The sequence below is a fragment of the Cellulomonas sp. P1_G12_2 genome (assembly GCF_056405535.1).
Genome location: NZ_JBFUBX010000005.1, coordinates 11281 through 36676 on the forward strand (window position 1 = coordinate 11281; position 25396 = coordinate 36676).

The window sequence follows — 25396 nt, forward strand, 5'->3', positions numbered from 1 at the left end:
CCGCGCCCCAGCCCTGGAGGACACGTGCCTGATCCGAGCCGTCGCCGTGCGCGGCGCGCCCTCGCGGCCCTCGGGGCGGTGCTGCTCGTGCTGCTCACCGGTCAGACGCCCGCGTTCGCCGCGTACGGGCAGATCGAGGGCACCGGCTCGACGTGGAGCCAGGTGATCGTCGACCAGTGGATCGCCGACGTGGACGCCAACGGCATCAAGGTCGTCTACACCGGCGGCGGGTCGTCCAAGGGCCGCAAGGACTTCGCGTCCGGGACCACCGACTTTGGCATCTCCGAGATCCCGTACCAGCAGACCGACGAGTACGGGAACGCGGACAACGCCAACGGCCGCCAGTTCGCCTACCTGCCGATCGTCGCCGGCGGCACGGCGTTCACCTACCACCTGGAGTCCGGCGGGCAGCTGGTGCGCGACATCCGGCTCTCGGGGCCGACGATCGCCAAGATCTTCACCAGCCAGATCACCAGCTGGGCGGACCCGGCTATCAAGGCCGACAACAACGGCCGGACCTTCCCGGACCAGCCGATCATCCCGGTGGTCCGCTCGGACGGTTCGGGCACCACCGCGCAGTTCACCACCTGGCTCGACACCGCGCAGCCGGCGATCTGGCGGCCGTACTTCGGCCGGTCGGGGCTGACGTCGTACTACCCGAAGCCCAGCGGCAGCAAGATGATCGGCGCCTCGAGCTCGGACCAGGTGATGAACACGGTCGCCTCGGACGCCGGCAACGGCACGATCGCGTACGTCGAGTACTCGTACCCGATCAACAAGGGGTACCCGGTGGTCAAGGTGCTCAACGCCGCCGGCGTCTACGTGGAGCCCACCCAGTACGCCGTCGCGGTGGCCCTGACCAAGGCGCGGATCAACTCCGACCCCGCGTCGCAGAACTACCTCACGCAGATCCTGGACGACGTCTACGCCAACCCCGACCCGCGGTCCTACCCCCTGTCGTCGTACAGCTACATGCTGCTGCCGACCGGGTCGAGCGACCCGCGGATGACCACCAACAAACGCCAGAGCCTCGTGGACTTCATGTTCTACTCGCTGTGCGAGGGGCAGGGGAAGGCAGGGGCCTACGGGTACTCCCCGCTGCCGCTCAACCTCGTGCAGGCGGGTTTCGAGCAGGTGGCCAAGCTGGGCGCGGCCGACCCGGCCGTCGACGTGAGCAACCGCGACGCCACCAAGTGCAACAACCCGACGTTCGTCGCGGGCGACCTGGCGCGCAACAAGCTGGCGGAGATCGCCCCGGCGCCGGCGGAGTGCGACAAGCAGGGTGCCGGGCCGTGCCTCGGCGCCGGCCAGACCAGTGGGGGGACCGGGAGCGTTGGTGGCCCTGCGGCCGGAGGCGGCGCCGCCGCGGGTGGCGGCGGCGGGGCGGCCGGGGGCGCGGACGCAGAGGGCACCGGGAGCGAGGCGGCGGCGGTCGACGATGCCGTGACGATCGACCCGGAGACCGGGCTTCCCGTCGGGGGCGGCGGGTCGGGCGGGTCCGACGTCGCCAGCGGGACTGTGTCCACGCAGGTGGCGCGCCCCGTGGGGGGCGGAGTGGCGTTCGGCGCGCTCGCGGCCGCCGAGCTGCTCGCGATCGTCCTCGTGCCCGGTCTCCTCGCCGTGCGCGCGCGTCGAGCGGCGGCCCTGTGATGCGCGCGCGCCCGGGCGTGCGACTGGCCGCGCTCGCCGCCGCCGTCGCCACGTTCGCGCTCACCGGCATCGCCGCGGCCGCGCCGGCCGGGGCGGCCGACGCCGTCGACTACCGGCAGACGAAGACGCTCACCCGCGAGCACGTCGCCGCTGACGGCACCACCACGACGGTCGACTCGCGCGAGGTGACCGTGCAGGTGGACCGGACGCAGAGCCTGCGCGGCCGCGAGCGGATCCACGTGAGCTGGTCGGGCGCCCGTCCGAGCGCCGGCCGGTCCGCCGACCCCTACGGGTTCAACGGCATGAACCAGGAGTACCCGGTGGTCATCCTGCAGTGCCGCGGCGTGGACGACGCGAGCGCGCCCGAGGCCGACCAGGTGCGCCCAGAGACGTGCTGGACCTCCACGTACCTGCAGCGCTACGCCGCGGGCGTCGTCTCGGCAGGGGTCTGGCGGCACGACCGCTACGCGTCCGACGAGGACCGCGCGGACCAGGAGACGCTTCCCGACTGGCCCGCCGAGTGCGGCCTGCTGCCGGGTTCCGTCTTCGCGCAGCACCTGCTGCCCTTCGAGGCCGCGAGCGGCACGGTCTACCCGTCGTGCAGCAACTCCACGATCGCCCCGGAGTCCGCGATCGACGCAGCGCTCCCGCCCGCAGACATCGCCGCGTACACCAACCTGGACGGCACCGGCGACGTGCAGTTCGAGATGCGCACCTCGACCGAGAACGAGTCGCTCGGCTGCTCCTCGGACGTCCGGTGCACCCTCGTCGTCATCCCGATCATGGGCCTGAGCTGCCTGGACGCCGACGCGGCCTGCACGCAGACGGGGGACTTCGCACCCGGCTCCTCCAACCTGTCCGACGTCGGCGTGGACGACGCGGTCTCGCCCCGGTTCTGGTGGTCGGAGTCGAACTGGCGCAACCGGTTCAGCGTGCCGCTCAGCTTCGCGCTCCCGCCGGACGCGTGCGACGTCCTCGACTCGCGTGCGCCGGTGGGCATGTACGGGTCGGAGCTGCTGAACCAGGCGTCGATGCAGTGGGCACCCGCATACTGCCTGCGCGCCGACCGGTTCAAGTTCCAGCACAACCGGATGCCGGAGTCCGCCGCGCTGCGGCTGCTGGGCACCGGGGACGCGGTCGCGGCGTTCGTGTCGGACGCGGCACGCACCTCGGCGGTCGACCTGGCCTACGCGCCGACGGCGGTGACCGGCTTCGGGGTGGCGTTCGTCGCCGACCTGCCCGACAACTCCGGGGAGCTGACGCAGCTGCGGATGACCCCACGCCTGCTCGCCAAGCTGCTCACCCAGTCGTACCCGGCCACCAACGACGTCCGCGCGCACGAGGGCCTCGAGAACAACCCGCTGGCGCTCAACACCGACCCCGAGTTCATCGAGCTCAACCCGGGGCTGTCCGCTGTCGCGGCGGAGGCGAAGGCGACGATCCTGTCCCTGTCCGAGGCCTCGGACGTGATGACCGCGGTGACCGGCTACATCGCGGCGGACCCCGAGGCGATGGCGTTCCTCGGCGGGGAGCCGGACCCGTGGGGGATGCGGGTCAACCCGAGCTACCAGGACATCGACGTGCCGCGCGAAGACTGGCCGATGCTGGACACGTACGTCCGCGAGAGCACCCGCGAGTGCGAGCAGCTGATCCGGTCGCCGTACCTGGGGCTCGTCGCCGCGCCGGTGAACAGCCTGCGCAAGATCTCCGAGGCGGTCCTCGACGCGTGGCCGAACGTGCAGACGCAGTGCACGCGCTCAACGACCACCGACCCGTGGAAGTTCGGCCGCATCGCCCGCCAGAACTACGGGGTGCGGTTCATGCTCGGGCTCGTCTCGCTCGGCGACGCGGAGCGGTACGGCCTGCGCACCGCCGAGCTGCGGACCGCTGGTACCGGCCCGGGGGCGACCTTCGTCGCACCGAGCGTGGCGACGATGTCGACCGCGGTCGCACAGGCGACCCAGACAGGCCCGGGCGAGCCCTTCACGTTCGACCGGGCCTCGCTCGACCCGACCGGCTACCCGGGGACGATGGTGGTCAGCACCGCGGCCCGCGTCTCCGGCCTGGACGCGGCTGACGCCGGGCACGTCGCGCAGTTCATCCGGACCGCGACCACCGAGGGCCAGATCAGCGGACCCGGCAACGGTCAGCTCCCGGACGGCTTCGTCCCGATCGCGTCGACCGGGCCGACCGCAGCGCTCTACGCGGCCGCCCAGCAGGCGGCGAGCACCATCGAGGCGCAGAAGGGTCCCGCCGTCGCACCGTCCACCCCGCCGGCCACGGTGGCGCTCGGCGCCGCGACCGGATCGCTGGCGGTCAGGCCACCGGCGCCCCTCTCGGGTGGCGTGCCGGTCGGGGGGACACCGCAGACCGTCGACGGGTTGCCGGCACCGGAGTCGGCCGACGTCCAGGCGGCCGGTACCTCGGGAACCACGGTGGCGCAGGAGTCAGGGGCCGGGGGGACGGCGGTCAAGGCCACTCTCGGCCTGGCGCTCGCGGGCGTGCTCGGGGCACCGCTGCTGCGCAGCCTGGCGACTCGGCGGCGCTCCTCGTGAGCGTCGTCGAGGCGAACCCGTTCGCGCCGCCGGAAGCCGGCCGCGTCCTGCCCCCGCCCGAGCGCCGCGTGCGTGCTCCCCGGCGCCCGCCCCGCCCGGTGCCACCCCAGGTTCCCCGCCCCACGATGCCCGAAGCCGCCTCGGTGGCCTACACCGCGATGCTCCTGATCGCGGCGCTCGCGGGGTGGGCGCTGCTCCAGCTCTTCGTCCTCGGCGGACTGTCGGAGACGCGTGCGCAGCAGGTGCTGCACGCCGAGCTCCGTCAGCAGCTCGCCGCGGAGACGGCGCCGACCGGGGGGAGCATCGAGCCGGGCGCCCCCGTGGCACTCCTGGTGATCCCGACGCTCGGCGTGCGGCAGGTCGTCGTCGAGGGGACGGCGTCCGGAGACCTCACGGCCGGGCCGGGGCACCGCCGCGACACCGTCCTTCCCGGACAGGCCGGCGTGTCCATCGTCTACGGCCGCTCCGCCGCGTACGGCGCGCCGTTCCGGTCCGTGGCACTGCTGAGGGCGGGCGACGGCCTGCAGGTCACCACCGGTCAGGGCGAGTTCGTCTACCGCGTGGACGGGGTCCGCCGTGCGGGCGACCCGCTCCCCGCCGCTCTCGACGCGGGCGCCGCCCGGATCACCCTCGTCACGTCGGAGGGCGACGGTCCGCTCGCGTCGATCACGCCCGTGCGCACCGTGTACGTCGACGCGACGCTCGTCGGCGAGGCCGCGACGGGCCCCGGCGGGCGCCCCGCGGGTGTGCCCGACGCCGAGAAGGCACTGGCAGGCGATCGCAGCGTGCTGCCTCTGCTCGCCCTCTGCCTGCAGGGCCTGCTCCTCGCCGTTGCGGCCACGGCGGTCGCGCTGCGTCGCCTCCCTGGCCGCGCGGTCTGGCCGGTCGCCGCGGGGATCGTCGTGGCCCTGGCCTGGGCCTCGACCGACGCCGCCTCCCAGCTGCTGCCCAACCTCCTCTGACCCCGGCCCGGGACGTCCTGCGGTCGAGCCTGCGCTGTCCCTCGTTCACCTGATGACGGGCGGGGGTTCTTCCTCGGTGGGGAGCGTCTGTGGTGGGCCGGGACACCGGCCCACCGACCACAGTCACGAAGGGCTCCCTCCCATGAAGCGATCGAGGGTCTCGATCATTCTTGCCTCCGTCCTGACCGGCGTCGTCGCCGCGTCCATCGCCGCCACCCCGGCGTACGCGGACCCGACCCCGCAGGTCAAGGACATCGTCGGCGTCGGCTCCGACACGACGGAGTTCGCGCTCAACTACATCGCCGACGGCCGCCGCGCCGGGGTGTTCTCCCCGGGCTACAACGCGAGCGCCAGCGCGCGTCTGGTGTCGTTCGACGCGACCGGCAGCTCCACCGTCGTGCTCAAGGCGGGGACGACGGCCATCACGCGGCCGAACGGCTCCGGCGCGGGCAAGGCGCTGCTCTACGGCGCCGGCAACAACACGAACGTGAACTTCGCGCGCTCGTCGTCCTCGCTCAGCTCCGCGGAGGTCGCGGCCGGGCTCTGGCAGGTGCCCTTCGCGGTCGACGGGCTCAAGCTCGCCGTCGCGTCGACGTCGAACGCACCCGCCAGCATCAGCGCGGCCCAGATGGTGAGCATCTACAACGGCACCTTCACCAACTGGAGCCAGCTGGGTGGCGCGAACGGCGTCATCGTCCCGCAGATCCCGCAGACGGGGTCGGGCACCCGGACGGTCTTCCTCGCCCAGCTCCAGGCCGCCAACGGTGGCACGCCCGTCACCCTTGCGGGCTCGGTGGTCGAGATCCAGGAGCACGACGCCGCGCCGATCGCCGGCAACCCGAACGCGGTCTCCCCGTTCTCGACGGGCCGGTTCCTCACCGCGACCGGCATCAAGCTCACCGGCGGCTGGACGTTCCAGCGCGCGCTCTACAACGTCGTGCGCACCGCCGACCTGACCAAGCCGTTCTTCACGTCGCTGTTCGCCGCTGACGGCTTCATCTGCAGCGGGTCGGCACAGCCGCTCATCGAGGCAGCCGGCTTCCAGCAGCTCTCCGTGGCCGCGGACGGTGGCGCCTGCGGCGTCCCGACCCAGGCCGCGGTCACCAACTTCACCGTCAACTGATTCACCGACAGCTCAGGAGCAGATCGATGAGACTCAACCGACTGGTGGCCGGCGCACTCGCCGCGACCGTCGCCACGGGTGCGGCGCTGGTCGCCGTGGCCGGCCCGGCGGCGGCCAACGACGAGGGCCCGCTGATCCCCGGCAACATCTTCTTCCTCGCGAACGCCGGGGGCTTCGACGCCAACACCCCCGCGGACCAGATCACGAGCGGCACGACTGCGACGCGGCCGTGGCAGTCCCTGACCGTGGACGCGACGTGCCCGGCCGGCACCGGCGTCATCCAGCCCCTGATCCGCATCCCGCAGGCCGGCGTGCCGGTCATCGACTGGGAGCAGGTGCCCTTCGGCCCCGTCTCCACCCTGGTCGACTCCGACGGCCGTCCGTACACGGGCCGCGGCGACTTCATGGGCAAGCCGCAGGCGCTGACGTACCTGGCGTCGCAGCCCGGCAACACCGCGGTGCTGCCGTTCCTGGTGGCGTGCCGCGATGTCGACGGCAACTCGATCGCGTACTTCGAGACCGGTCTCACGATGACCGGCACCTCGAGCGCGAACCTCACGTGGTCGATCCCGGCCGCCGCGTTCCCCTCCGAGCCCAGCACCACGACCCTCGGGGTCTCCGCGACGACCGTCGAGGCCGGCACCTCGGTCGACCTCACGGCGACCGTCGACCCCGCGGCCGCGACCGGTGACGTCGAGTTCTTCGCCGGCGCCACGTCGCTCGGGACGGCCACCGTCGCCGCCGGCGTCGCGACGCTGTCGACCGTCGCCCTGCCCGTGGGCACCAACGCGGTGACCGCCCGGTACCTCGGTGGCTCGCACGCAGCCTCCACGTCCGCGCCGGTCTCCGTCGTGGTCACCGCGGTCGCCGCCCGCACCACGGTCACGACTCTGGGCGTCACGCCGGTCTCCGGCGCGGCGTACTCGGCCGTCACGTTCAGCACCACGGTCGTGGCCTCGTCCGGCGCGGCCAACGGCACCGTCGCCTTCAAGAGCGGCGCCACGGTGCTCGGCTCGCTCCCGGTCGTCGGTGGCGTCGTCGCCGACTTCACCACCAACGTGCTCGGCGCCGGCGTGCACTCGCTGACCGCCGACTTCGTGGGAACCGCGCCGTACAGCAGCTCGGTCTCGGCGCCCGTCGCCGCGACCTACGAGCTGTCCGGTGCGGTGGACGAGCAGACGGTCACCGTCGACATCCCCGTCGGTGCCATCTCGATCACCACGCCGTACACGCCGTCGAACCCGCTCGCGCTCGGCACCGCCGTGCTCGACCCCGCGGACTCGACGTACTCCGCGTCGGCCGCCTTCGAGGACATCGTCATCACCGACACCCGGGCCGGGAACCTCGGCTTCACGGCGTCGGTCGTCTCCGGGGCGTTCACCTCCGCGGCGGGCTCGTTCCCGGGCCTGCACGCCGGGCTGACCGGCCTCGTGGCCGACCAGGTGGCGGGCAACGCGCTGCAGGCCGGCAACGTCACCCTCACCAACCACGCGCCGGCCACCGACGGCCTGGACGTCCCGAAGGTCTTCGCGACCTACGGCGCCGGCCAGCCCCTCGGCACGGCGCACATCGAGGGTGTCTTCGGCGTGGACCAGGTGCCGACGTCGGTCGCACCAGGTCTCTACACCGCGACGGTCACCTTCACCGCCGTCTGACGACGGCCCACCCGGCTGCGGCCGGGCGGTGACCAGGGGAGGTGGGGCGCGCTGCGCCTCACCTCCCCGCAGGCGTTCCCCGTCCCTCACACCTCTGGAAGGCCCGACCTGATGCTCGACCGCCTCCGTCCCCTCCTCGCGGTGGCCGCGGTGCTCGGCGCCGCCGCACTCTGCGCGAGCCCCGCCGCGGCCGCACCCGACCCGCTGCCGCCCGCAGCCGCCGACCTCGTCTCGTTCGGCATCAGCCCCGCCGGTCCGGAGCGCCCGGACGACCGGCCGTTCCTCAGCGTGACCGCACCCCCGGGGGCAGTCGTGTACGAGAACGCCGCGCTGCTCAACCAGGACGACACCACGGTCCAGCTGCAGGTCTACGGCGGAGACGTCGTCATGGCCGACGGTGGCGGGCTGGCCGTCCGCGCGCGAGACGACGCCAGCACCGACGCAGGCGCGTGGATCGCCGTCCCGGGCGCGGCCACCGTCGACGTGGCCCCCCAGACCGCGGACGCGGGGTTCGGCTACACCGTCGTCCCGTTCACGGTCTCGATCCCGGCGAACGCCGAGCCCGGTGATCACCTGGGTGCACTGGTCGCGTCGCTGGAGAGCGTGGGTCCGGGAGCCGAGAACGCGCCGAGCATCGAGCTCGAGCAGCGGGTCGCCGCTCGTGTGTACATCCGCGTGGACGGCCCGCTGGACCCGGGTCTCCGGGTGACGGACGTCTCCGCGACCTGGCACGCGGCGTCCTTGGTCGGTGCGGGCGAGGTCACCGTCGACTACACGCTCCGGAACACCGGCAACGTGCGGATGGCCGTCGAGCCCGAGGTCGCGGTCGGCGGTGCGTTCGGTCTGCTCCGCGAGCGTGTGGACGGCGACCGGGTCGACGAGCTGCTGCCCGGCGGCGAGGTGCGCGGGTCGACGACCGTGCCCGGCGTCTGGCCGCTGGTGCTCGAGACGGTCACGGTCGAAGCGACCGCGGTGGCCCCGGCGGCGGGGGACGACCCTGGCGTGGGGACCGTGTCGGGTGCCGTGCGGGTCTGGGCCGTCCCGTGGCTGGTCCTCGCGCTGCTGGTGCTCATCACCCTCGGGCTGGTCGTCCGGAGGGTCCGCCGCAGGGCGATCACGACGGCAGGACCGGCGGTCGAGGCGCCCCAGCTCGAGGCGGTGCGATGACTGCCCCGCACGCCGTCCCGCGGACGCCCGGCGGGGGCCCGGCGTTCACCTACGGGCTCCATCCTCGTCGCGGTGCGACAGCACGTGACGTGAAACCACGCCAGATCGTCCTCGAAAGGACTGCTCGATGAAGCTCAGGAGAGTTGTGGCCGCGCTGGTGGCCGGGACGTGCGCGACGGGTGCGGCGCTCGTCGCCGTGGCGGGCCCCGCAGCCGCCAACGACGAGGGTCCGCTGATCCCCGGCAACATCTACTTCCTCGCGAACGCCGGCGGGTTCGAGGCGAACACCGCGGCCGACGTCATCACGAGCGGCACGACGGCCACGCGTCCGTGGCAGTCGCTCGCCGTGGACGCCACCTGCCCGGCCGGTTCCGGCGTCATCCAGCCGCTGATCCGGATCCCGCAGGCCGGTGTCCCGGTCATCGACTGGGAGCAGGTGCCGTTCGGCCCGGTCTCGGTGCTGGTCGACTCGTCCGGACGTCCGTACACGGGTCGCGGCGACTTCATGGGCAAGCCGCAGGCGCTCACCTACCTGGCCTCGCAGCCGGGGAACACCGCCACGCTGCCGTTCCTGGTGGCGTGCCGCGACGTGGACGGCAACTCGATCGCGTACTTCGAGACCGGCCTGACGCTGACGGGCACCACGAGCGCGAACCTGACATGGTCCGTCCCGTCGCACACCTACCCGTCCGGCGGGGGCACCCAGGCCGTCGCGACGACGACCACGCTCACCGCGGCTGCCTCGGGCGCCGACCTGGTCCTCACGGCGGCGGTGGCCCCGGCCGGCGCGGCCGGTCAGGTCACGTTCAAGGAGGGCGCCACGGTCCTCGGCACCGCGCCGGTCGCTGCCGGCTCGGCCGCGCACTCGGTGCCGGCGCCCAGTGCCGGGAACCACTCGTACACCGCGGACTTCGCCCCGACCGACACCGCCGCGTACCTCGCCTCGAGCGGGAGCCTCTCGCTCTCGCTCGGGATCGACTCGGCGACGGGGCAGCTGGTGCTCACGGTGCCCGAGGCGCCCGTGGTCGACGGGTCGCTCATCTTCAGCGTCCCGTTCGACACGCCGGTCGCCCTGACCGGCTCGCGCTCGGTGGACAACTCGCGGGTCACCGCGGCCGGGGTCTTCCCGACCGTGACCGTCACGGACACCCGCCGGGACGCGCTCCTGACCGGCTGGGAGGTCAACGCGCAGGCGTCGGACTTCACCGGCACCTCCGCCACGGTCGGCGCCAAGTACCTGGGCTGGACGCCCGGCACGCCGAGCATGACGCCGGACGCCGGCAGCCCGCTCGTCGCGCAGGCCGGTCCGGCCGTCGCCTCGTTCCTGGACGACGCCTCCAGCGCCGGCCTGTCCGCCAGCTCGCTGCTGGGCCGGGCGCAGACCCCCGGTCGCGGGGTCTCGACCCTCGCCGCGGGCCTGGCGCTGGCCATCCCGGGCGCGACGTCGGCCGGCTCGTACACGTCGACCGTCACCGTCACCCTCGTCGGCGGCTGACCGAGACGCCACGGACCGGGGCTCCTCGACGCGCGAGCTGTCGAGGAGCCCTGGCCGTGGCACGTCCGACCCGAGCACTCCTCACCACCCCGATCGGAGAACCCATGGCGGCCCACCGCCCCCTGCTCGCCGCCGCCACCGTCGCGCTGACGGCGTTCCTCGCGGTCTGCGCCGCCCCGGCCGCCCTCGCGGACGACACCGCTGCGGCTTGGGCGGTCACGCCGGCGGGCGCGGCCGGCGCCGCCGACGGTCGGACCAGGTTCGAGCTCGCTGCGGCGGCGGGGGAGACCGTCGAGGAGCACGTGCTCATCACGAACTCCTCGACGGTCGAGCGCGAGTTCGCGGTGTACGGGGCCGACGGGTTCAACACGCCGTCCGGCGGCTACGACCTCTCACCGGCAGCCCAACCGCCGACCGACCTGGGCGCGTGGGTGAGTGTCGCGAGCCCGACGGTCACGATCCCGCCGCTGGCGACCGCGTCCCTCGCGTTCACGGTGGCGGTCCCAGCCGGGGCCTCGCCCGGCGACCACCCCGGCGGGATCGTCGTCTCACCCGTCCAGACGCAGGTCACCAGCGCCGGGGTGCTCGTCGACACGCGGGTGGCGGTCAGGCTCAACCTCCGGGTGGCCGGAGAGCTGGCCCCTGCGCTCGAGGTGCGGGAGGTCAGCGGCACGTTCGACGCATCCCTCGTGCCGTTCGCCTCGGCGCCGATGACCGTCACCTACGAGGTGGTCAACACCGGCAACGTCAAGGTGGTCGGCGTCCCGCGCGTCCGGGTGACCGGACCGTTCGGTCGGACGCTGGCGTCGCTCGATGCCGAGCAGACCCGGGAGGTCATGCCAGGCGACTCCTTCACGGTCGTCTCGATTCTCGAGGGCGTCGAGCCGCTCGGGGTGTCCACCGCGGTCGTGGACGTCGACATGGCCGCAGCGCCGGGGCCGGACACCGAGATCCCGCTCGTCTCCAGCACGGCGCGGACCACCGTGCTGAGCGTCTCGTGGACGGGGCTGGCCCTCGTCGCACTCCTCGCCGCGACCGTCTGGTACCTCGTGCGCCGGACGCGCCGCCGGCGCCGGGAGGGTGCCGAGCACTGGGAGCGGATGGTTGCCGAGACGCGCCACGAGATCGAGACCGCGTCCGCGCGGGGCACCCGTGCCCTCGGCGCCGGACTGGTCCTGCTGGCCGTCCTGGCGCTGACCGCCGCGGCCGCGATCAGCAGCGCCCCTCCGGCCCTCGCGGCGGGTTCGGACGACGGCTCGCTCACGCTGACCGTGCCCCCCGGCACGACAGGGAGACCGCCAGTCTTCGTGGGGTCGCCGGGCTCCGGGACGAGCAGCTCCGCAGGGCCACGCCGTCCGTCCTCCTCGTCCGCAGCCCCGACGTCGGCTGCGCCCGACCCCGTCGACGGGGCGGACGTGATTCCGGCCGTCGACGTCGTCGCCGACCCCGGGACCCCGCCGGACCTCGTGTGGACCGCGGGCGCACGTCGCTGGACACCGGTGCAGTGGACCCTGCTCGGCCTCGGCGCTGCCGGGGCCCTCGCCGCGCTGGCGCTCGCCGCCCGCGCCATCGCACGCGCCAACGGCGCGGGAGGAGTCTCGTGAGCAACCACCAGTCCGACTCCACGGTCGTCCTCTCGCCCGTGCCCGCCGGACGTCCCAGCTCGATCGGCCTGCTCGCCGCGGCGCCGGTCCACGAGCTCCCCCCGTCCCTCGCCCCGAGCCGGCTCGCGGAGCTGCGCGCCCAGTCGATCTCGGCGTGGTTCGGCAAGCACCAGGTCCTCGACCGGGTATCGCTGACCATGCCCGCGGGCATCGTCACCGCGCTGATCGGCCCGTCGGGCTGCGGCAAGTCCACGTTCCTGCGGATCCTCAACCGCATGCACGAGCTGGTGCCGTCCGCCGCTCTCGCCGGTGAGGTCCTGCTCGACGGACAGGACATCTACGACCCGTCGCGGCGGCTGACCCAGGCCCGTCGGGACATCGGCATGGTGTTCCAGAAGCCGAACCCGTTCCCGGCGATGAGCATCAAGGAGAACGTCCTCGCCGGCCTCAAGCTCACGGGCGTGCGCGCGTCGAGCTCGGACAAGGACCAGCTCGTCGAGGAGTCGCTGACCAAGGCGGGTCTCTGGCGCGAGGTCCGTGACCGTCTCGGAGCACCGGGTGGCGGGCTGTCGGGCGGCCAGCAGCAGCGGCTCTGCATCGCGCGGTCCCTCGCCGTCCGGCCGCGGGTTCTGCTCATGGACGAGCCGTGCTCGGCGCTCGACCCGACGTCGACCCGCGTCATCGAGGAGACGATGACGGAGCTCGCGCGGGAGGTGACGATCGTGATCGTCACGCACAACATGCAGCAGGCCGCCCGGGTCTCGCAGCAGTGCGCGTTCTTCCTCGCCTCGCAGGGCACGCCTGGAGTCATCGTCGAGCACGGCGACACGCAGGCCATGTTCCAGTCGCCGCAGGACGAGCGCACGGCCGCCTACGTCGGTGGGCGCTTCGGGTGAGTGCCCGAGTGTTCGTCTCCCTGCAACCGAGCTCCGGCCAGACGTCCGCTGTGAGTTCACGGGAGCGCGGCACGATCGGGCTCTGCATGGAGGAGGGATCATGACTGTGCGTGTCGAGCGGGACCGCGGCAGCTACTCGTGGGTGTCGGTGTCCGATCCCGTCTACGTCGTGGAGTTCTGGACGAACGGTGGCGACGTCGAGACGTGGCGCGTGCTGGACGCCGAGGACATCGACGATGTCACCGACTGGGCACACAGCCACCAGCGCGGCCGCCTGCTGTCCGTGAGCGTCGAGCACCAGGACGAGTACGGGACGTCGGTTCTCCGCCTGCTCGGTCCGTCGACCGCCGTCCGGGGGGCGATCCGTTCGGCGTGACGCCGACACGCTGAGGACGTGCCACCTCCCGGTCGCGGCGTGCCGCGTACGACCCAGAGGTCCGTCCGGCGTCCAGGGTGTACGGACGTCAGACAGAAGTCATGCACTCGTCCAGAATGCCCATGCTGCCGAGACGATGGAAGCCCTCCGTTCGGGCTGAGTTCACAACTCATGGACGACTCTGGGCCGGGGCACTTGGCGACTGCCGAGACTCCCCGCGCGTATCCCGCAGCAGAGGCCCATCGGTCCAATGGTCTGGCAGCGCAGTTCATCTTGCTGGGCTATCGTCCGGCGCATGAGCAAGCCGTTGGATGTTGAGTGCCCCCGGTGCCAAGCCGCACCGGGAAAGTCATGCCGCACGGCCGACCGCGTGAAGCGTGACCCTCACCGCCGGCGGCGCGAGGCCGCGGACCGCAAGAAGTAGGTCGCGCCCGAGCCTGAGAGATCCGCCATAGCTCCGCGCCCACCACATCAAGGCACATCGGAACAAGCGAGCGCACGCCCGGTTGCACGCTGCCGGGCTGGGCCGGGCGTGGTGCGTTGCGGAGTGGTCATCATGGAATGTCGCGATCGCCGCACCCGGCCGGTCTGTCAGGAGGACCCGATGGACTCCACGTTCGACCTCGACCGCATAGAGCCTGACGCCGAGGACAATCTGCGCGAGTACATCGACCGGCTCGTAGCCGAGGGCTACAGCGTCGCCGGCGGCGAGGGTGCGGATCCCGTGCTCATCGACCCGGGCGGCGCAGCGGTCGAGACGTGGCGCGAGGACTACCCCTACGGCGAGCTCATGGACCGCGAGGAGTACGAGGAGGCGAAGTACCGCCTGCAGATCGAGCTCCTCAAGCTGCAGTACTGGGCGGAGGACAACGGCGAGCGGCACATCATCGTGTTCGAAGGCCGCGACGCGGCTGGCAAGGGCGGAACGATCAAGCGGTTCGTCGAGCACCTGAACCCGCGTGCAGCACGTGTGGTCGCGCTCACCATGCCCACCACCACCGAGCAGGGTCAGTGGTACTTCCAGCGCTACGTCCAGCACTTCCCCACGCAGGGCGAGATCGTGCTGTTCGACCGGTCCTGGTACAACCGCGCCGGCGTCGAGCGAGTGATGGGGTTCTGCTCCGACAACGAGTACGCGGAGTTCATGCGCCAGGCTCCCGACTTCGAGAGGCTCATCGTCGACGCCGGCACGCACCTGACGAAGTTCTGGTTCTCGGTCACCCGCCGCGAGCAGCGCACCCGGTTCGCGATCCGTCAGATCGATCCCGTACGTCGCTGGAAGCTGTCACCGATGGACCTCGAGTCACTCGGCCGCTGGGAGTCCTACTCAGCCGCGAAGGAGGCGATGTTCGCCGGGACGGACACCGATCACGCGCCGTGGATCATGATCCGGAGCAACGACAAGAAGCGCGCCCGGCTCAACGCCATGCGCTACTTCCTGAGTCAGTTCTCGTACGACGGGAAGAACGAGGACGTCGTCGGCGAGGTCGACCCGTTGATCGTGCAGCGCGCCCGCAACACGGTTGGCGACTGAACCGCCTGTCTAGCGAACCGTGGGCACCGGTGTCCGTCGTCTGAACACAGACCGGGGTGGGATGAGGGGATCGACGTCGACAAGCGCGGGCCGTGATCAGGCGGCCGCTACTCCGAGAGAGTCGAGCAGGCGGAGGACCCTGCGTTCGATCTCGTCGCGGACTGCCCGCACGTCAGCGAGCCCGAGCGACATGGGATCGGCCAAGTTCCATTCCTCGTAGCGCTTGCCGGGGAAGATCGGGCAGGCGTCACCGCAGCCCATGGTGATGACGACGTCGGCAGCTCGGACGATCTCGTCGGTCCAGGGCTTGGGGTACTCGCGGGCGATGTCGATGCCGCGTTCGGCCATGACGGCGACGGCGCCGGGTTCGATCGCGTCGCCGGGCTGGGAGCCGCCCGACCACCCGACGATCGAGTCGCCCGCGTGGTGCTGGAGGAATCCGAGCGCCATCTGAGAGCGACCGGCGTTGTGCACGCAGAGGAACAGGACGACGGGCCGACCGTCGTGGCTCTTGCCCTCGACCTTGGCCAAGGCGTGCAGGCGTTGGCGGGCGAAGCGCTCGGCGAGCAGCGGCAGATAGTTCGCAATGGTGGCTCGCCCGGCGAACTCGTCGTATGACGAGGTCAGGAACCGGTCGATGGTCTCGACGCCGAAGACGCCCTGGAAGTCCGTCGCCAGTCGCGCGGCGGCGGTCAGCAGGGCGTGCCGCTGGTCGATGCGGAGGTTGGGACGCTCGTGCGCGGTCATGGTGTCGTCTCCTTCGACGGTGTCAGGCGGGGGCGAGGCGCGGAGCGAGGTCGTCGACCCGACGGGCGATCTCCTCGAGTGCGGCGTCGAACGCCGCGTCCTCGTTGGCGGCGACCGGGTCGGGAACCGACCAGTGCAGGTCCGCGACACCGCTCATCTCCTCGTGCGCGTTGTCGCACACGGTCACCACGAGGTCGCCGTCGCGGTGCACGTCGCCGAACAGGCGTGGCTTCGCGTCGCGCAGGGGCAGGTGGTGGCGGGCGGCTGCGGCCAGCGCACCGGGCGCCACCGTTGCGGCGGGGTGCGTGCCTGCGGACGCCGCGGTGATCCGGCTTGTCCTGTGCCACAGGGCGGCGGCCAGGTGGGAGCGTGCGGAGTTCGCGGTGCAGACGAACAGCACGCGACGCGGGCGGGGCACCGTCCGACCCGAGGGGATGATCGCCGCGTCGGGCGTCAGGTGCAGGTACGTCCTGCGCCGGTCACCCTCCGAGCGGCGCCGGGAGACGAGTCCGTGCTCGACGAGCACCCCCACGTGGTGCGCGACGAGGTTGGACGCCATCCCGAGCTCGGCGGAGAGCTCCGAGGGGGAGTGATCGCCGAGCGAGAGCAGCTCGACGACGGCCAGCCGACCGGGGTCGGCCAGAACGGCGTGCCGTGCTGCGCGCCGCTCGATCTCCATCTGCCACTCAGTGTTCATTGAGTCAATATTGACTGAGTTATCCCTGCCGGGTCAAGATGCCGCCGTGACCCGAGCCGAGCAACCCGTTCCCACATCCCTGCCCCGCCGCCTGGCGGCCGAGCTTGTCGGCAGCCTGCTGCTGGTGGCCGTGGTGGTCGGATCGGGGATCATGGCCACCGCGCTGAGCGCCGACGTCGGCATCCAGCTTCTGGCGAACTCGACCACGACCGTGCTCGGGCTGGCGGTGCTGATCGTGGTGTTCGGCCCGGTTTCCGGGGCGCACTTCAACCCGGTCGTGACGAGCGCCGAGTGGGTGCTGTCGCGGGGGAGTGCGGAGCGGCGCCCGCCGCTCGAGGTCGCCGGCTACGTGCTCGCGCAGTGCGCGGGAGGCGTCGCGGGTGCCCTGCTCGCCGACGCCATGTTCGAGGTCGCCCCGGCGATCTCCACGACCGAGCGGACCGGCGGTGGGCTCCTGGTGGGTGAGGTCGTCGCGACGGCCGGGCTCGTGCTGGTGATCTTCGCCCTGGTGCGCAGCAGTCGACCCGCTCTCGTGCCGGCCGCCGTCGCCGCCTGGATCGGGGCCGCGTACTGGTTCACCTCCTCGACCTCGTTCGCGAACCCTGCCGTCACCGTCGGACGGATGTTCTCCGACACCTTCGCCGGCATCGCACCCGGCTCTGTGCCGCCGTTCCTGCTCGCCCAGGTGGTCGGTGCCGCCGTCGGCGTCGTCGCGGTGGTCGTGCTCTACCCCGCACGTTCGCCACGGGATCTCCCGGCGGAGCAGGTCCTGCCCGTCGTCGTGCACTGACGAGGAAGGCACACCATGCACCTGGTCGTGGTCGGTGGCAGTGACGCAGGCATCAGCGCCGCCCTGCGCGCCCGCGAGCTCGACGAGACCACCGAGGTCACCGTCGTCGTCGCCGACGCCTACCCCAACTACTCCATCTGCGGCATCCCGTACTACGTCTCGGGCGAGGTCACGCACTGGCGCAACCTTGCCCACCGCACCCGCGAGGACCTCGAAGCCACGGGGATGCGACTGCGCCTGGAGACCCGCGCGACGGGAATCGACGTCCCCGCACGCCGTCTGCGCGTCCGCGACGGCGACGGCGAGGCGTGGCTCGGCTACGACGCCCTCGTCGTCGGAACGGGCGCCGTACCCGTGCGCCCGCCGATCGACGGGCTCGACGACCTCGGTCCGCAGGACGGCGTCCACCTGCTGCACACGATGGGGGACACCTTCGACCTGGTCGCCACGCTGGACCGTGCCGGACCGCGGCGCGCGCTGATCGTGGGAGCCGGCTACGTCGGCCTGGAGATGGCCGAGGGACTCACCACGCGAGGGATCGAGGTCACGCAGGTCGAGCGCCTCCCCGAGGTCCTGCCGACCGTGGACGCCGAGCTCGGCGCCCTCGTGCGCGCCGAGCTGGTGCGCCACGGCGTCGACGTCCACACCGGCACCACTGTCACAAGGATCGCCCGGCGCGACGACGGGCTCCACGTGGACGCGCAGGATGCCGATGGTGAGCCGGTCTCGTGGGACGTCGACCTGGTGCTGGTCGTCGCGGGCGTCCGTCCCGACGCGGACCTCCTCGTCGCGGCGGGCGCCTCCACCGGGCCTGCGGGGGCGGTCGACGTCGGACCGGACATGCGCACGAACCTCGACGCCGTGTGGGCGGCGGGCGACTGCGTGATTACCCACCACCGGCTCCTCGGCCGCACGTACCTCCCTCTCGGGACCACCGCCCACAAACAGGGACGGGTCGCAGGGGAGAACGCCCTCGGCGGGTCCGCCCGCTATGCCGGAAGTCTGGGCACCCAGGTGGTGAAGGTGTTCGACCTGGTTGCAGCCCGCACCGGACTGCGCGACCGCGACGCCGCCGAGGCCGGTCATGTGACCCTGACGACGCAATCCACCCCCGACGACCACAAGCGGTACTACCCCGGAGCGCAACCGATCTTTATCCGCGTCACCGGCGACGCCACCACCGGTCGGCTGCTCGGCGCCCAGCTCGTCGGTGGGCTGACCACGCAGACCGCCAAGCGCGTCGACACGTTCGCCGCCGCGCTCTTCCACGAGATGAGCGTCGAGGCCGTCAGCGAGCTCGACCTGTCCTACACGCCACCCCTCGGCTCGCCGTGGGACGCCGTCCAGATGGCCACACAGGACTGGGTCCGTCGTCACCGATCCACGGGAGCATCCGCATGACCACGATCCTGTTCGTCTGCGTCCACAACGCCGGCCGGTCCCAGCTCGCGGCCGGTCTGGCGGCCGCGAGCGCCGACTCCGACGTCACCGTGATCTCCGCCGGCACCGACCCCGACGCCGCAGTGAGCGCGACCGTGCTCGCCTCCCTGGCCGAGGTCGGGATCGACCGCAGCAGTGAGGTTCCGCGGCTCCTGACGGCTGATCTCGCCGCGCAGGCGGACGTGATCGTCGCGCTCAAGCCCGGCCTCGACCTGCCAACCCACGGACGGGTCGAGGTCTGGCCCCTTCCCGACCCGGCCACCTGGGACGTCGACGGCATCCGCCCGTTGCGAAACCACATCAACGACATGATCACGGACCTACTCGAGCGCGAGCGTGCTGTGCCTTGATTCCGAGGTTGTGCCCGCGCGCGTGCCCGTCCGCGGCGGCCTCGCCGGCGCCCGCCGCGTCTTCACAGAACGGATCGAACGTGCGGCTTCTCCCTGACCGTCCGCGACGCACGGGCTCCGACGCAGCGAACCCGAGAGAACCCACCCGTGGTCGTTTCGTTGCGCGTCGTCGAGCACATGCTCGTGACGGTGCCGGATCGAGCGCAAACTCGACTGTGAGAAGGCGAGGATGCTCGGTTGCTCCCCGCCGGAGAGGGACTCAGTCCTCGCTGAGGGGTCGCGCAGCGTGCATTGGACAGGAGTTGGACACTCTAGGCGGCGGCTTGGCGGGTGCGTCCTTGCTGGTCAGAGGCACGAGCTGCGTGACTTGAAGCCCATGCCGTGCAAGGGGTTCAAGTGTCGAGGCTCTGACCGGAGTCCAGCCATCGCTCTGACGGGCCGCGGCGCCGTCACATCCGGCCGACACGATGGCCGTCTCTCGCACAGGCTGATGCCCTTGCAGGACGCGTTCCCGGTCACGGCGTCCGGGTGGCGATCCATGGGCCGGTGCCCTCGGATGCGTCGACGATGCCGTCCTCGACCCACCGCAGCCGGCCGGCCATCACGGCGCCGGCCAGCCGGTCGTCGGACGCGGCGGTGGAGCCGCGGAGGCTCCGGAACAGCCCCTCGACCCGGAGGCGGGACTGGGCGCAGAAGGCGTCGGCGAGCTCGATCGCGTTGCGGCCGACGGCTGGGTCTTCGTGGCGCATCGCGGTCGCCCGGGTGCACACGGCGGACATGGCGAACAGTTCGGCGCCGATGTCGACGATGTGACCCAGCAGCACCTGCTTGCGGTCGAGGCGGGCCTGGTAGCGGGCCATCGCGTAGAAGGTGTGCCGTGCCAGCGAGCGGGACGACCGCTCGATGAAGCGCACGTGGCGGGCCAGCGCACCGAAGTTGCCGTAGGCGCTGGGCCTGGAGCCTTGCCCGGTCAGCAAGGTTGGGAACCAGCGGGCGTAGAAGCGGCTGGCGCCGACGGCTGCGCGTGTCTTGGCGCCGAGGGACGCGTCGCGGGACGCGAGGTCGCCCGCGGCGGCCAGGTGGGTGTCCACGGCCTCGCGGGCGATCAGCAGGCGCATGATCTCCGACGAGCCTTCGAAGATGCGGTTGATCCGCATGTCCCGAAGCAGCTGCTCGGCGGGGACCGCCCGCTCACCCCGCGCCGCCAGCGAGTCGGCGGTCTCGTACCCGCGCCCGCCGCGGATCTGCACCAACTCGTCGGCCACGCGGTAGCCCATCTCGCTGGCCCACAGCTTGGCCAGGGCCGCCTCGATGCGCACATCCTTCTGGCCGGCGTCGGCCAGCCGCGCGGACAGATCGCACACCGACTCCAGCGCGAACGTCGTGGCAGCGATAAAGGCCAGCTTGGACCCGATCGCCTCGTGCTCGCCCACCGGCCGGCCCCACTGCACCCGCTCGGCAGACCACTGCCGTGCTATGGACAGCGCCCACTTGCTGCCGCCGGCGCAGATCGCCGGGATCGACAGGCGGCCGGTGTTGAGGGTGGTCAGCGCGATCTTCAAACCCTCGCCCTCGCGTCCTAGCCGGTTGGCCGCCGGCACCCGCACCTGCCGGAACCGGGTGACGCCGTTCTCCATCCCGCGCAGCCCCATGAACCGGTTGCGGTGCTCGATGGTGATCCCCGGGGTGGAGGCTTCGACAACGAATGCACTGATGCCGCCGCGCTCGTTGTCGTGCGGCGGGACGACGGCCATGACCACCAGCAGCTCGGCGATCGGACCGTTGGTGGTCCACAGCTTCACGCCGTCCAGCAGGTACGCCGTCCCGTCGTCCATCGGGTTGGCGGTGGTGCCGAGCCGGGCGGGGTCCGACCCGACGTCGGGCTCCGTGAGCAGGAACGCGGAGATCGCGCCCGCGGCGCAGCGCGGCAGGAACGCCTGCTTCTGCTCGGGGCTGCCGAACAGGTGCACGGGTTCGGGCACACCGATCGACTGGTGCGCAGACAGCAGCGCGGCCAGACTCGGGTGGACCGTGCTGACCAGCATCAAGGACCTGCAGTAGTCGACGAGCGACAGTCCCAGGCCGCCGTACCGCTGCGGGATCTTCATGCCGAACGCGCCGACGCGCCGCAGCGCGTCGATCACCTCATCGGGGACCTGGTCCTCGCGCTCGATCGCCAGGCCGTCGATGGTCCTGCACACCTCGAGCAACGCCTGGCGGAACACCGCCCCGCGCGCCGCGGCGTCCGGGTCGGACGCCGGGTAGGGGTGGATGAGCCCGACGTCGAATGCGCCGAGGTACAGCCCCTTGGCGAAGCTCGGTCGGGTCCACTGCCGCTCCCGGGCCGCCTCGGCGACCTCACGAGCCTTCCGCTCACCGGCGGTGGGGGTCTGGTCTACGGCGACGCTGCTCATGACGAGCCTCCTCAGCGGGACCCGCACCGAACGGGCCAGCCGCTCGATGTCGATGCTACCGACCGGTCGCGCGGGTGCGCTCCCTGCGGACGGCGGGCCCTCCGGTGCGACGTCGTACCCGAGCCGCGTGTCGCATGTGAGCTGCCGGCGCCTTCCTCCTGCTCACGTTGGGAGGAGCAGGGCACCTCCCGGGAGAGGAGGGCACCTCGGTTGGCGGTCGGCGAGAGGTGAGCGGCCGCGGTGGACAATTCATGGGATCTTTCCTGCGCTCTCGGGACCGCGGGTACTGGGCCATGCCCACACTTCCCGCATCCGCGTCCCTGCCCACCGGTTTGACCCCGTCGAGCACTACCTCCGCCCCATGGAGGCCCTCACCATCACCACCAGCCGCGACCTCGGCCTGTGAGCGCCTCGAGTCAAGGACGGCCGCCGTCAGCTCAGCGGGGTCTGCCGCACACCGAGCACCTCTGACCCCGGGTGCACCCGTTCGGTGCGTTCATGTTCTCGCCTGGCGCCGGGAGGTCAGGGACTCGGCATGCCCGTGGGCCTTCCGCAGGACTCCGATCGTGAGCAGGGCGAGCGGTGCGTTGACCAACCCTGGTGCACCGACCCACAGGGACTGGGTGGACGCTGCGTAGGCACCCCAGATCACCGCGTTCAGGAACAGCAAGACCTGCGAGGTCATGGACACCCCGCGGAGTCGGTCCGGGTCACCCCGGCTGTGCCAGACCACCAAGGCCTGGGGCCACCAGAGCACCAGGGAGACCACCGAGCCAGTGAGGCCGGCGATCGCGGCGAACGTGTTCACGGCGGGCCTCCGCCTTGCCCCGATCCCCAGCGCGGTTCGCAGCTCGGGGCAGCGTCGGCCGCTGCGGCATCGGGCTCGTCGACCCGGCTCGAGGCGGCCGCGGAGGCCGGCAGTGCTGTCCTCGTTGATGACTCCATGGGGTCCTCCAACGCTTTGCCTCGCTCCACGGTCGTGGCGCGGCGCGTCCTGCCGCATCGGGAGAATCACGTAGAACTGCGGAAGGTGGCATGGGTCATCTGTCGAACCTGGCACGCGGATCTGCGAGCGACCTGAGGTGATGGAGCGATCACCGGATTCGTGGTCCGACGGGCCGGCACGTGTCAGGCGAGCCCGTTCTCGAACGCGAACGCGGCGGCGGCTGTCCGGGATGTGACACTCAGCTTCGTGTAGATGTTCGACAGGTGCCGTGCGACAGTCTTGTCGCTCAGCACGAGCGCGGCGGCGATCTCGGCGTTGCTGCGGCCGGTCGCCACCAGCCGGAGCACCTCGACCTCGCGTTCGGTCAGTCCCGCGGGACGACTCGTTTGCATCAGCTGGAGCACGTCGCGTTCCGCCGGAGCCGCCCCGAGACCCTGGAACACGCGGCGCGCCTGGCCGAGCTCGGCGACAGCCGAGTCGCCGTCGCCCAGATCCCACAGTGCACGTCCGAGGAGCACCTGGCAGCGTGCGGCGTCGTACGGGGCGTCGAGCGAGCGCCACAGGGACGCCGCGCTGCGAGCCTCCAGGGCGGCCGCACCGGGATCTCCGGCGCTGAGCAGGCAGCTCGCTCGTGCCTGGTGCCCGGCGGCCGACAGTGCCGCGCACCTGAAGGACTCGGCGATCGCGGCCAGCTCGTCGGCGACGGCCCGCGCCTCCTTGACCTCACCGGTCGCGAGCAGAACCTCGACCGAGCCGGCGAGCAGCTGGGAGCGGTGGACCGGGTCCCGCGGCTCGGCCAGCAGGCGGTGGACGGCGTTGGTCGCGGCCGCGGTGCGGCCCCGCGCGAGCCACAGCAGCGCCAGGCCCGGCTGGGACTCGTAGCCGAAGCCGGTCGCCCGTTCGTAGTCCGTCTCGGCCGCGTCCAGGTCGCCGCAGATGCGATGCAGGTTGCCAGCCTCGGCCAGTGCCAGTCCCGCGGGCCACGGGGTCCCGGAATCGAGGTACGTGCGCGTAGCGCGGTCGAACTCCTCGAGCGCCGCACGGAAGGCGCCACGAATCGCCATGATCTGCCCGCGGTGGATCGCGCACTGACCCGTAAAGGGAACCAGGCCGGGCTGTTCCTCGATCCACCGGGTCAGGGCGGCGGTCCACTCCGCGGCGCGCCCGTAGTCGGAGACCTCCTGGCACGCCTCGATGAGCGAGCAGTACACGTGGCCCGCGGCGATAGGGGAGACCTCACCCATCGAGATGCCGATCATCGCCTCGTCCAGCAGCGACATGCCCTCCGGCACGCGACCTGCGTACATCAGCATCCGGCCCTGCGCGTTGAGCCCCTGGGCGAGCAGGTCGGCGTCGCTGAACCTCCGCCCGTACTCCGTGATCTCCTCAGCCAGCTTCGACGCCGGCTCGAACTCGCCCGCGTAGATGTGGCGCATCATCACGGGAACCAGGACGTACCCCCGCTCCACGACGTCGCCGCGAACCTGCTCCAAGAGCCGGCGGCAGCGGCCGACCCAGCCGGCCCCGACGGCGGACTCGCCGTTCTCGAGGAGCACCATCGAGAGCCAGAATCCGATGCGGACCGCGGGCACGGTCTCGCCGGCGTCGATGTGCGCCTTGTAGGCCCGTTGCAAGGCCTGGACGCAGTCGTTCTGCCGGCCCAGGAGGTAGGCCGCGATCGCCAGCCGAGAGAAGTCCTGTGCGCCGAGGGCGGTGTCGTCGGCATCCGAGAGGGCGTCGTACGCGGCCACCCACTCGCGGCGCTCGTACGCCTCCCGTGCTCGTTCCAGATCGTCGACCACTCCCACGGCGCACCACCCACTTCTGATGTTAGGACGTGCGCGTACGACCCGTCAGGCAGCCGTCAAGGCGTCGGCCCTCCCGGCGATCTGGCGCGCGACGTACTCCGCGTCGCGCCCGACGCCCACCAGCACCATGGAGCTGAAGGCGTACTGGAAGGAGAGGCCGCAGAAGAACATCCCGGGAGCCTTCTCGACGACACCGCGGTACTCCTCGGGCCATCCGTCCGGTCCGAAGACCGGCACCGTGATCCAGTCGAAGACCTGCTGGAAGCCGGTGCACCAGATCACCGTCGAGGCGGGGATCACCCGGCCGTCGTCCAGCACCGGTCGCCCGCCGTCGACGCCGGCGACCCGCTGGGTGATTCGTTCGACGCCCCGCCGGGCGAGATCCTCCCGCTTGACCCGGGTCATCGGTCCGCCGTGGTGCCGGACCTCGTCGAGCGCCTTGCGTCCTATGGGCGTGCGCCGGGTGAGCACGTGCTGCCACATGAGGACGACCGCGGGGAAGCCGATCCGCAATGGCTTCCGGTCCCACCGGAACGGGATCTGCCCGCAGTCCCGCCCGACCAGCGTGGTGGGTAGGTGCTCGGCCACCTCGTAGGCGATGTCGCACCCCGAGTGCGAGGCGCCCACGACGAGCACAGGACCCGCGGAGATCTGCGACGGACGCTGGTACTCGCACGAGTGCAGCTGCTGGATGGACGGGTCGAAGTCGGCGGCGAAGGCCGGGACGTACGGCGTTCGTCCAAACGTGCCCGTGGCGACGACCACGTTGTCACAGGTGACCGTGTCCTCGCCGAGCACAGCGCGGTAGCCACCCTCGGGTCTCGCCTCGAGCCGGTCGACGTGGGTGCTCGTCCGCACCGGGAGGTCGTGGTGGATCGCGTACTTCTCCAGGTAGTCCGCGACCTCGTCCTTGCCGGGGAACGACCAGGGCGCCGCCGGCCAGCTGAGGCCGGGGAGCGCGTCATACTTCGCCGGGCTGTAGAGCCTCAGCGTGTCCCAGTGTCGGCGCCAGCCGTCCCCGACGCGGGGGTTCCCGTCGACGATCAGGAACGGGCGTTCGAGCCGCTGCAGGTGGTAGCCCGTGGCGAGGCCAGACTGGCCGGCACCGATCACCAGGGTCTCGATGCGTTGGTTGTTCATGACGTGCTCCCGTCGTTGCTGGACGGCAGCACGCTAAGAGCGCGGGG

At 71.9% G+C, this 25396-nt stretch carries 21 protein-coding genes; 15 read left to right on the top strand and 6 right to left on the bottom strand.

The annotated features are described in order from the left end of the window. Window positions 1-24: 24 nt before the first annotated feature. The 12 genes from AC1DXT_RS16090 (at window position 25) to ppk2 (ending at window position 15017) form a co-directional block, all read left to right on the top strand. Window positions 25-1650 carry a phosphate ABC transporter substrate-binding protein PstS gene (locus AC1DXT_RS16090; RefSeq protein WP_477062311.1) on the top strand — a complete coding sequence of 542 codons (1626 nt, stop codon included), beginning with the start codon at window positions 25-27 and terminating at the stop codon, window positions 1648-1650. Further along, on the top strand, window positions 1650-4205 hold the full coding sequence (locus tag AC1DXT_RS16095; RefSeq protein ID WP_477062312.1) for a hypothetical protein: 2556 nt from the start codon (window positions 1650-1652) through the stop codon (window positions 4203-4205). The genes AC1DXT_RS16090 and AC1DXT_RS16095 overlap by 1 nt, the downstream gene beginning before the upstream one ends. Further along, window positions 4202-5167, top strand: coding sequence for a sortase (locus tag AC1DXT_RS16100; protein ID WP_477062313.1), 966 nt, complete (start codon window positions 4202-4204; stop codon window positions 5165-5167). Before AC1DXT_RS16095 ends, AC1DXT_RS16100 begins: the two co-directional genes overlap by 4 nt. Window positions 5168-5309: 142 nt before the next feature. Beyond that, on the top strand, window positions 5310-6290 hold the full coding sequence (locus AC1DXT_RS16105; protein WP_477062314.1) for a substrate-binding domain-containing protein: 981 nt from the start codon (window positions 5310-5312) through the stop codon (window positions 6288-6290). Window positions 6291-6316: 26 nt separating this feature from the next. Next, complete coding sequence (locus AC1DXT_RS16110; protein ID WP_477062315.1) at window positions 6317-7945, top strand: Ig-like domain repeat protein; 1629 nt, start codon at window positions 6317-6319, stop codon at window positions 7943-7945. A 111-nt stretch (window positions 7946-8056) separates the two neighbouring features. Then, window positions 8057-9112, top strand: coding sequence for a COG1361 family protein (locus tag AC1DXT_RS16115; protein WP_477062316.1), 1056 nt, complete (start codon window positions 8057-8059; stop codon window positions 9110-9112). Between the two features lie 127 nt (window positions 9113-9239). Further along, the gene (locus AC1DXT_RS16120; RefSeq protein ID WP_477062317.1) at window positions 9240-10607 is read left to right on the top strand and encodes an Ig-like domain repeat protein; all 1368 of its coding nucleotides are present in this window, start codon (window positions 9240-9242) and stop codon (window positions 10605-10607) included. Window positions 10608-10663: 56 nt separating this feature from the next. After that, window positions 10664-12211 (top strand): hypothetical protein, encoded by a 1548-nt coding sequence (locus AC1DXT_RS16125; RefSeq protein WP_477062318.1) that lies wholly within the window; start codon window positions 10664-10666, stop codon window positions 12209-12211. Between the two features lie 131 nt (window positions 12212-12342). After that, window positions 12343-13107 carry a phosphate ABC transporter ATP-binding protein gene (locus tag AC1DXT_RS16130; protein ID WP_246280558.1) on the top strand — a complete coding sequence of 255 codons (765 nt, stop codon included), beginning with the start codon at window positions 12343-12345 and terminating at the stop codon, window positions 13105-13107. 100 nt (window positions 13108-13207) lie between these two features. Then, entirely contained in the window at window positions 13208-13483 is a 276-nt protein-coding gene (locus AC1DXT_RS16135) for a hypothetical protein (protein WP_477062319.1), read from the top strand. Between the two features lie 295 nt (window positions 13484-13778). Further along, window positions 13779-13907, top strand: coding sequence for a zinc finger domain-containing protein (locus tag AC1DXT_RS16140; RefSeq protein ID WP_477062320.1), 129 nt, complete (start codon window positions 13779-13781; stop codon window positions 13905-13907). Window positions 13908-14087: 180 nt separating this feature from the next. Beyond that, window positions 14088-15017, top strand: a complete 930-nt coding sequence (gene ppk2 / locus AC1DXT_RS16145; RefSeq protein ID WP_477062321.1) for a polyphosphate kinase 2 — start codon at window positions 14088-14090, stop codon at window positions 15015-15017. 96 nt (window positions 15018-15113) lie between these two features. Here the strand turns inward: ppk2 and AC1DXT_RS16150 are convergent, their stop codons facing one another. Both AC1DXT_RS16150 and AC1DXT_RS16155 read right to left on the bottom strand, forming a co-directional pair. Continuing rightward, window positions 15114-15764 carry an arsenate reductase ArsC gene (locus AC1DXT_RS16150; RefSeq protein ID WP_477062322.1) on the bottom strand — a complete coding sequence of 217 codons (651 nt, stop codon included), beginning with the start codon at window positions 15762-15764 and terminating at the stop codon, window positions 15114-15116. A 22-nt stretch (window positions 15765-15786) separates the two neighbouring features. After that, window positions 15787-16461, bottom strand: coding sequence for an arsenate reductase/protein-tyrosine-phosphatase family protein (locus AC1DXT_RS16155; protein WP_477062323.1), 675 nt, complete (start codon window positions 16459-16461; stop codon window positions 15787-15789). Between the two features lie 46 nt (window positions 16462-16507). Here AC1DXT_RS16155 and AC1DXT_RS16160 point away from each other — a divergent pair, with 46 nt between their 5' ends. Genes AC1DXT_RS16160 through AC1DXT_RS16170 form a run of 3 tightly spaced genes read left to right on the top strand, consistent with a single transcriptional unit; the run spans window position 16508 to window position 19041 of the window. After that, on the top strand, window positions 16508-17251 hold the full coding sequence (locus AC1DXT_RS16160) for an aquaporin (protein ID WP_477062324.1): 744 nt from the start codon (window positions 16508-16510) through the stop codon (window positions 17249-17251). Window positions 17252-17266: 15 nt separating this feature from the next. After that, window positions 17267-18652 carry an FAD-dependent oxidoreductase gene (locus tag AC1DXT_RS16165; protein ID WP_477062325.1) on the top strand — a complete coding sequence of 462 codons (1386 nt, stop codon included), beginning with the start codon at window positions 17267-17269 and terminating at the stop codon, window positions 18650-18652. Next, the gene (locus AC1DXT_RS16170; protein WP_477062326.1) at window positions 18649-19041 is read left to right on the top strand and encodes an arsenate-mycothiol transferase ArsC; all 393 of its coding nucleotides are present in this window, start codon (window positions 18649-18651) and stop codon (window positions 19039-19041) included. Before AC1DXT_RS16165 ends, AC1DXT_RS16170 begins: the two co-directional genes overlap by 4 nt. Window positions 19042-19556: 515 nt before the next feature. Here AC1DXT_RS16170 and AC1DXT_RS16175 read toward each other — a convergent pair. From AC1DXT_RS16175 to AC1DXT_RS16190, 4 genes are all read right to left on the bottom strand, one after another. After that, window positions 19557-21455, bottom strand: coding sequence for an acyl-CoA dehydrogenase family protein (locus AC1DXT_RS16175; protein WP_477062327.1), 1899 nt, complete (start codon window positions 21453-21455; stop codon window positions 19557-19559). A gap of 496 nt (window positions 21456-21951) precedes the next feature. Continuing rightward, entirely contained in the window at window positions 21952-22263 is a 312-nt protein-coding gene (locus AC1DXT_RS16180; RefSeq protein WP_477062328.1) for a hypothetical protein, read from the bottom strand. Between the two features lie 320 nt (window positions 22264-22583). Continuing rightward, entirely contained in the window at window positions 22584-24209 is a 1626-nt protein-coding gene (locus AC1DXT_RS16185) for a LuxR C-terminal-related transcriptional regulator (protein WP_477062329.1), read from the bottom strand. Between the two features lie 45 nt (window positions 24210-24254). Continuing rightward, window positions 24255-25349, bottom strand: a complete 1095-nt coding sequence (locus tag AC1DXT_RS16190) for a flavin-containing monooxygenase (RefSeq protein WP_477062330.1) — start codon at window positions 25347-25349, stop codon at window positions 24255-24257. Window positions 25350-25396 lie beyond the last annotated feature (47 nt).

What these genes read in the sequence shown, in the direction of transcription:
- AC1DXT_RS16095 (WP_477062312.1), top strand. Translation starts at nt 1,650, where the DNA reads ATGCGCGCGCGCCCGGGCGTGCGACTGGCCGCGCTCGCCGCCGCCGTC.
- AC1DXT_RS16105 (WP_477062314.1), top strand. Translation starts at nt 5,310, where the DNA reads ATGAAGCGATCGAGGGTCTCGATCATTCTTGCCTCCGTCCTGACCGGC.
- AC1DXT_RS16110 (WP_477062315.1), top strand. Translation starts at nt 6,317, where the DNA reads ATGAGACTCAACCGACTGGTGGCCGGCGCACTCGCCGCGACCGTCGCC.
- AC1DXT_RS16115 (WP_477062316.1), top strand. Translation starts at nt 8,057, where the DNA reads ATGCTCGACCGCCTCCGTCCCCTCCTCGCGGTGGCCGCGGTGCTCGGC.
- AC1DXT_RS16120 (WP_477062317.1), top strand. Translation starts at nt 9,240, where the DNA reads ATGAAGCTCAGGAGAGTTGTGGCCGCGCTGGTGGCCGGGACGTGCGCG.
- AC1DXT_RS16135 (WP_477062319.1), top strand. Translation starts at nt 13,208, where the DNA reads ATGACTGTGCGTGTCGAGCGGGACCGCGGCAGCTACTCGTGGGTGTCG.
- AC1DXT_RS16140 (WP_477062320.1), top strand. Translation starts at nt 13,779, where the DNA reads ATGAGCAAGCCGTTGGATGTTGAGTGCCCCCGGTGCCAAGCCGCACCG.
- ppk2 (WP_477062321.1), top strand. Translation starts at nt 14,088, where the DNA reads ATGGACTCCACGTTCGACCTCGACCGCATAGAGCCTGACGCCGAGGAC.
- AC1DXT_RS16150 (WP_477062322.1), bottom strand. Translation starts at nt 15,764, where the DNA reads ATGACCGCGCACGAGCGTCCCAACCTCCGCATCGACCAGCGGCACGCC.
- AC1DXT_RS16155 (WP_477062323.1), bottom strand. Translation starts at nt 16,461, where the DNA reads ATGAACACTGAGTGGCAGATGGAGATCGAGCGGCGCGCAGCACGGCAC.
- AC1DXT_RS16165 (WP_477062325.1), top strand. Translation starts at nt 17,267, where the DNA reads ATGCACCTGGTCGTGGTCGGTGGCAGTGACGCAGGCATCAGCGCCGCC.
- AC1DXT_RS16170 (WP_477062326.1), top strand. Translation starts at nt 18,649, where the DNA reads ATGACCACGATCCTGTTCGTCTGCGTCCACAACGCCGGCCGGTCCCAG.
- AC1DXT_RS16175 (WP_477062327.1), bottom strand. Translation starts at nt 21,455, where the DNA reads ATGAGCAGCGTCGCCGTAGACCAGACCCCCACCGCCGGTGAGCGGAAG.
- AC1DXT_RS16190 (WP_477062330.1), bottom strand. Translation starts at nt 25,349, where the DNA reads ATGAACAACCAACGCATCGAGACCCTGGTGATCGGTGCCGGCCAGTCT.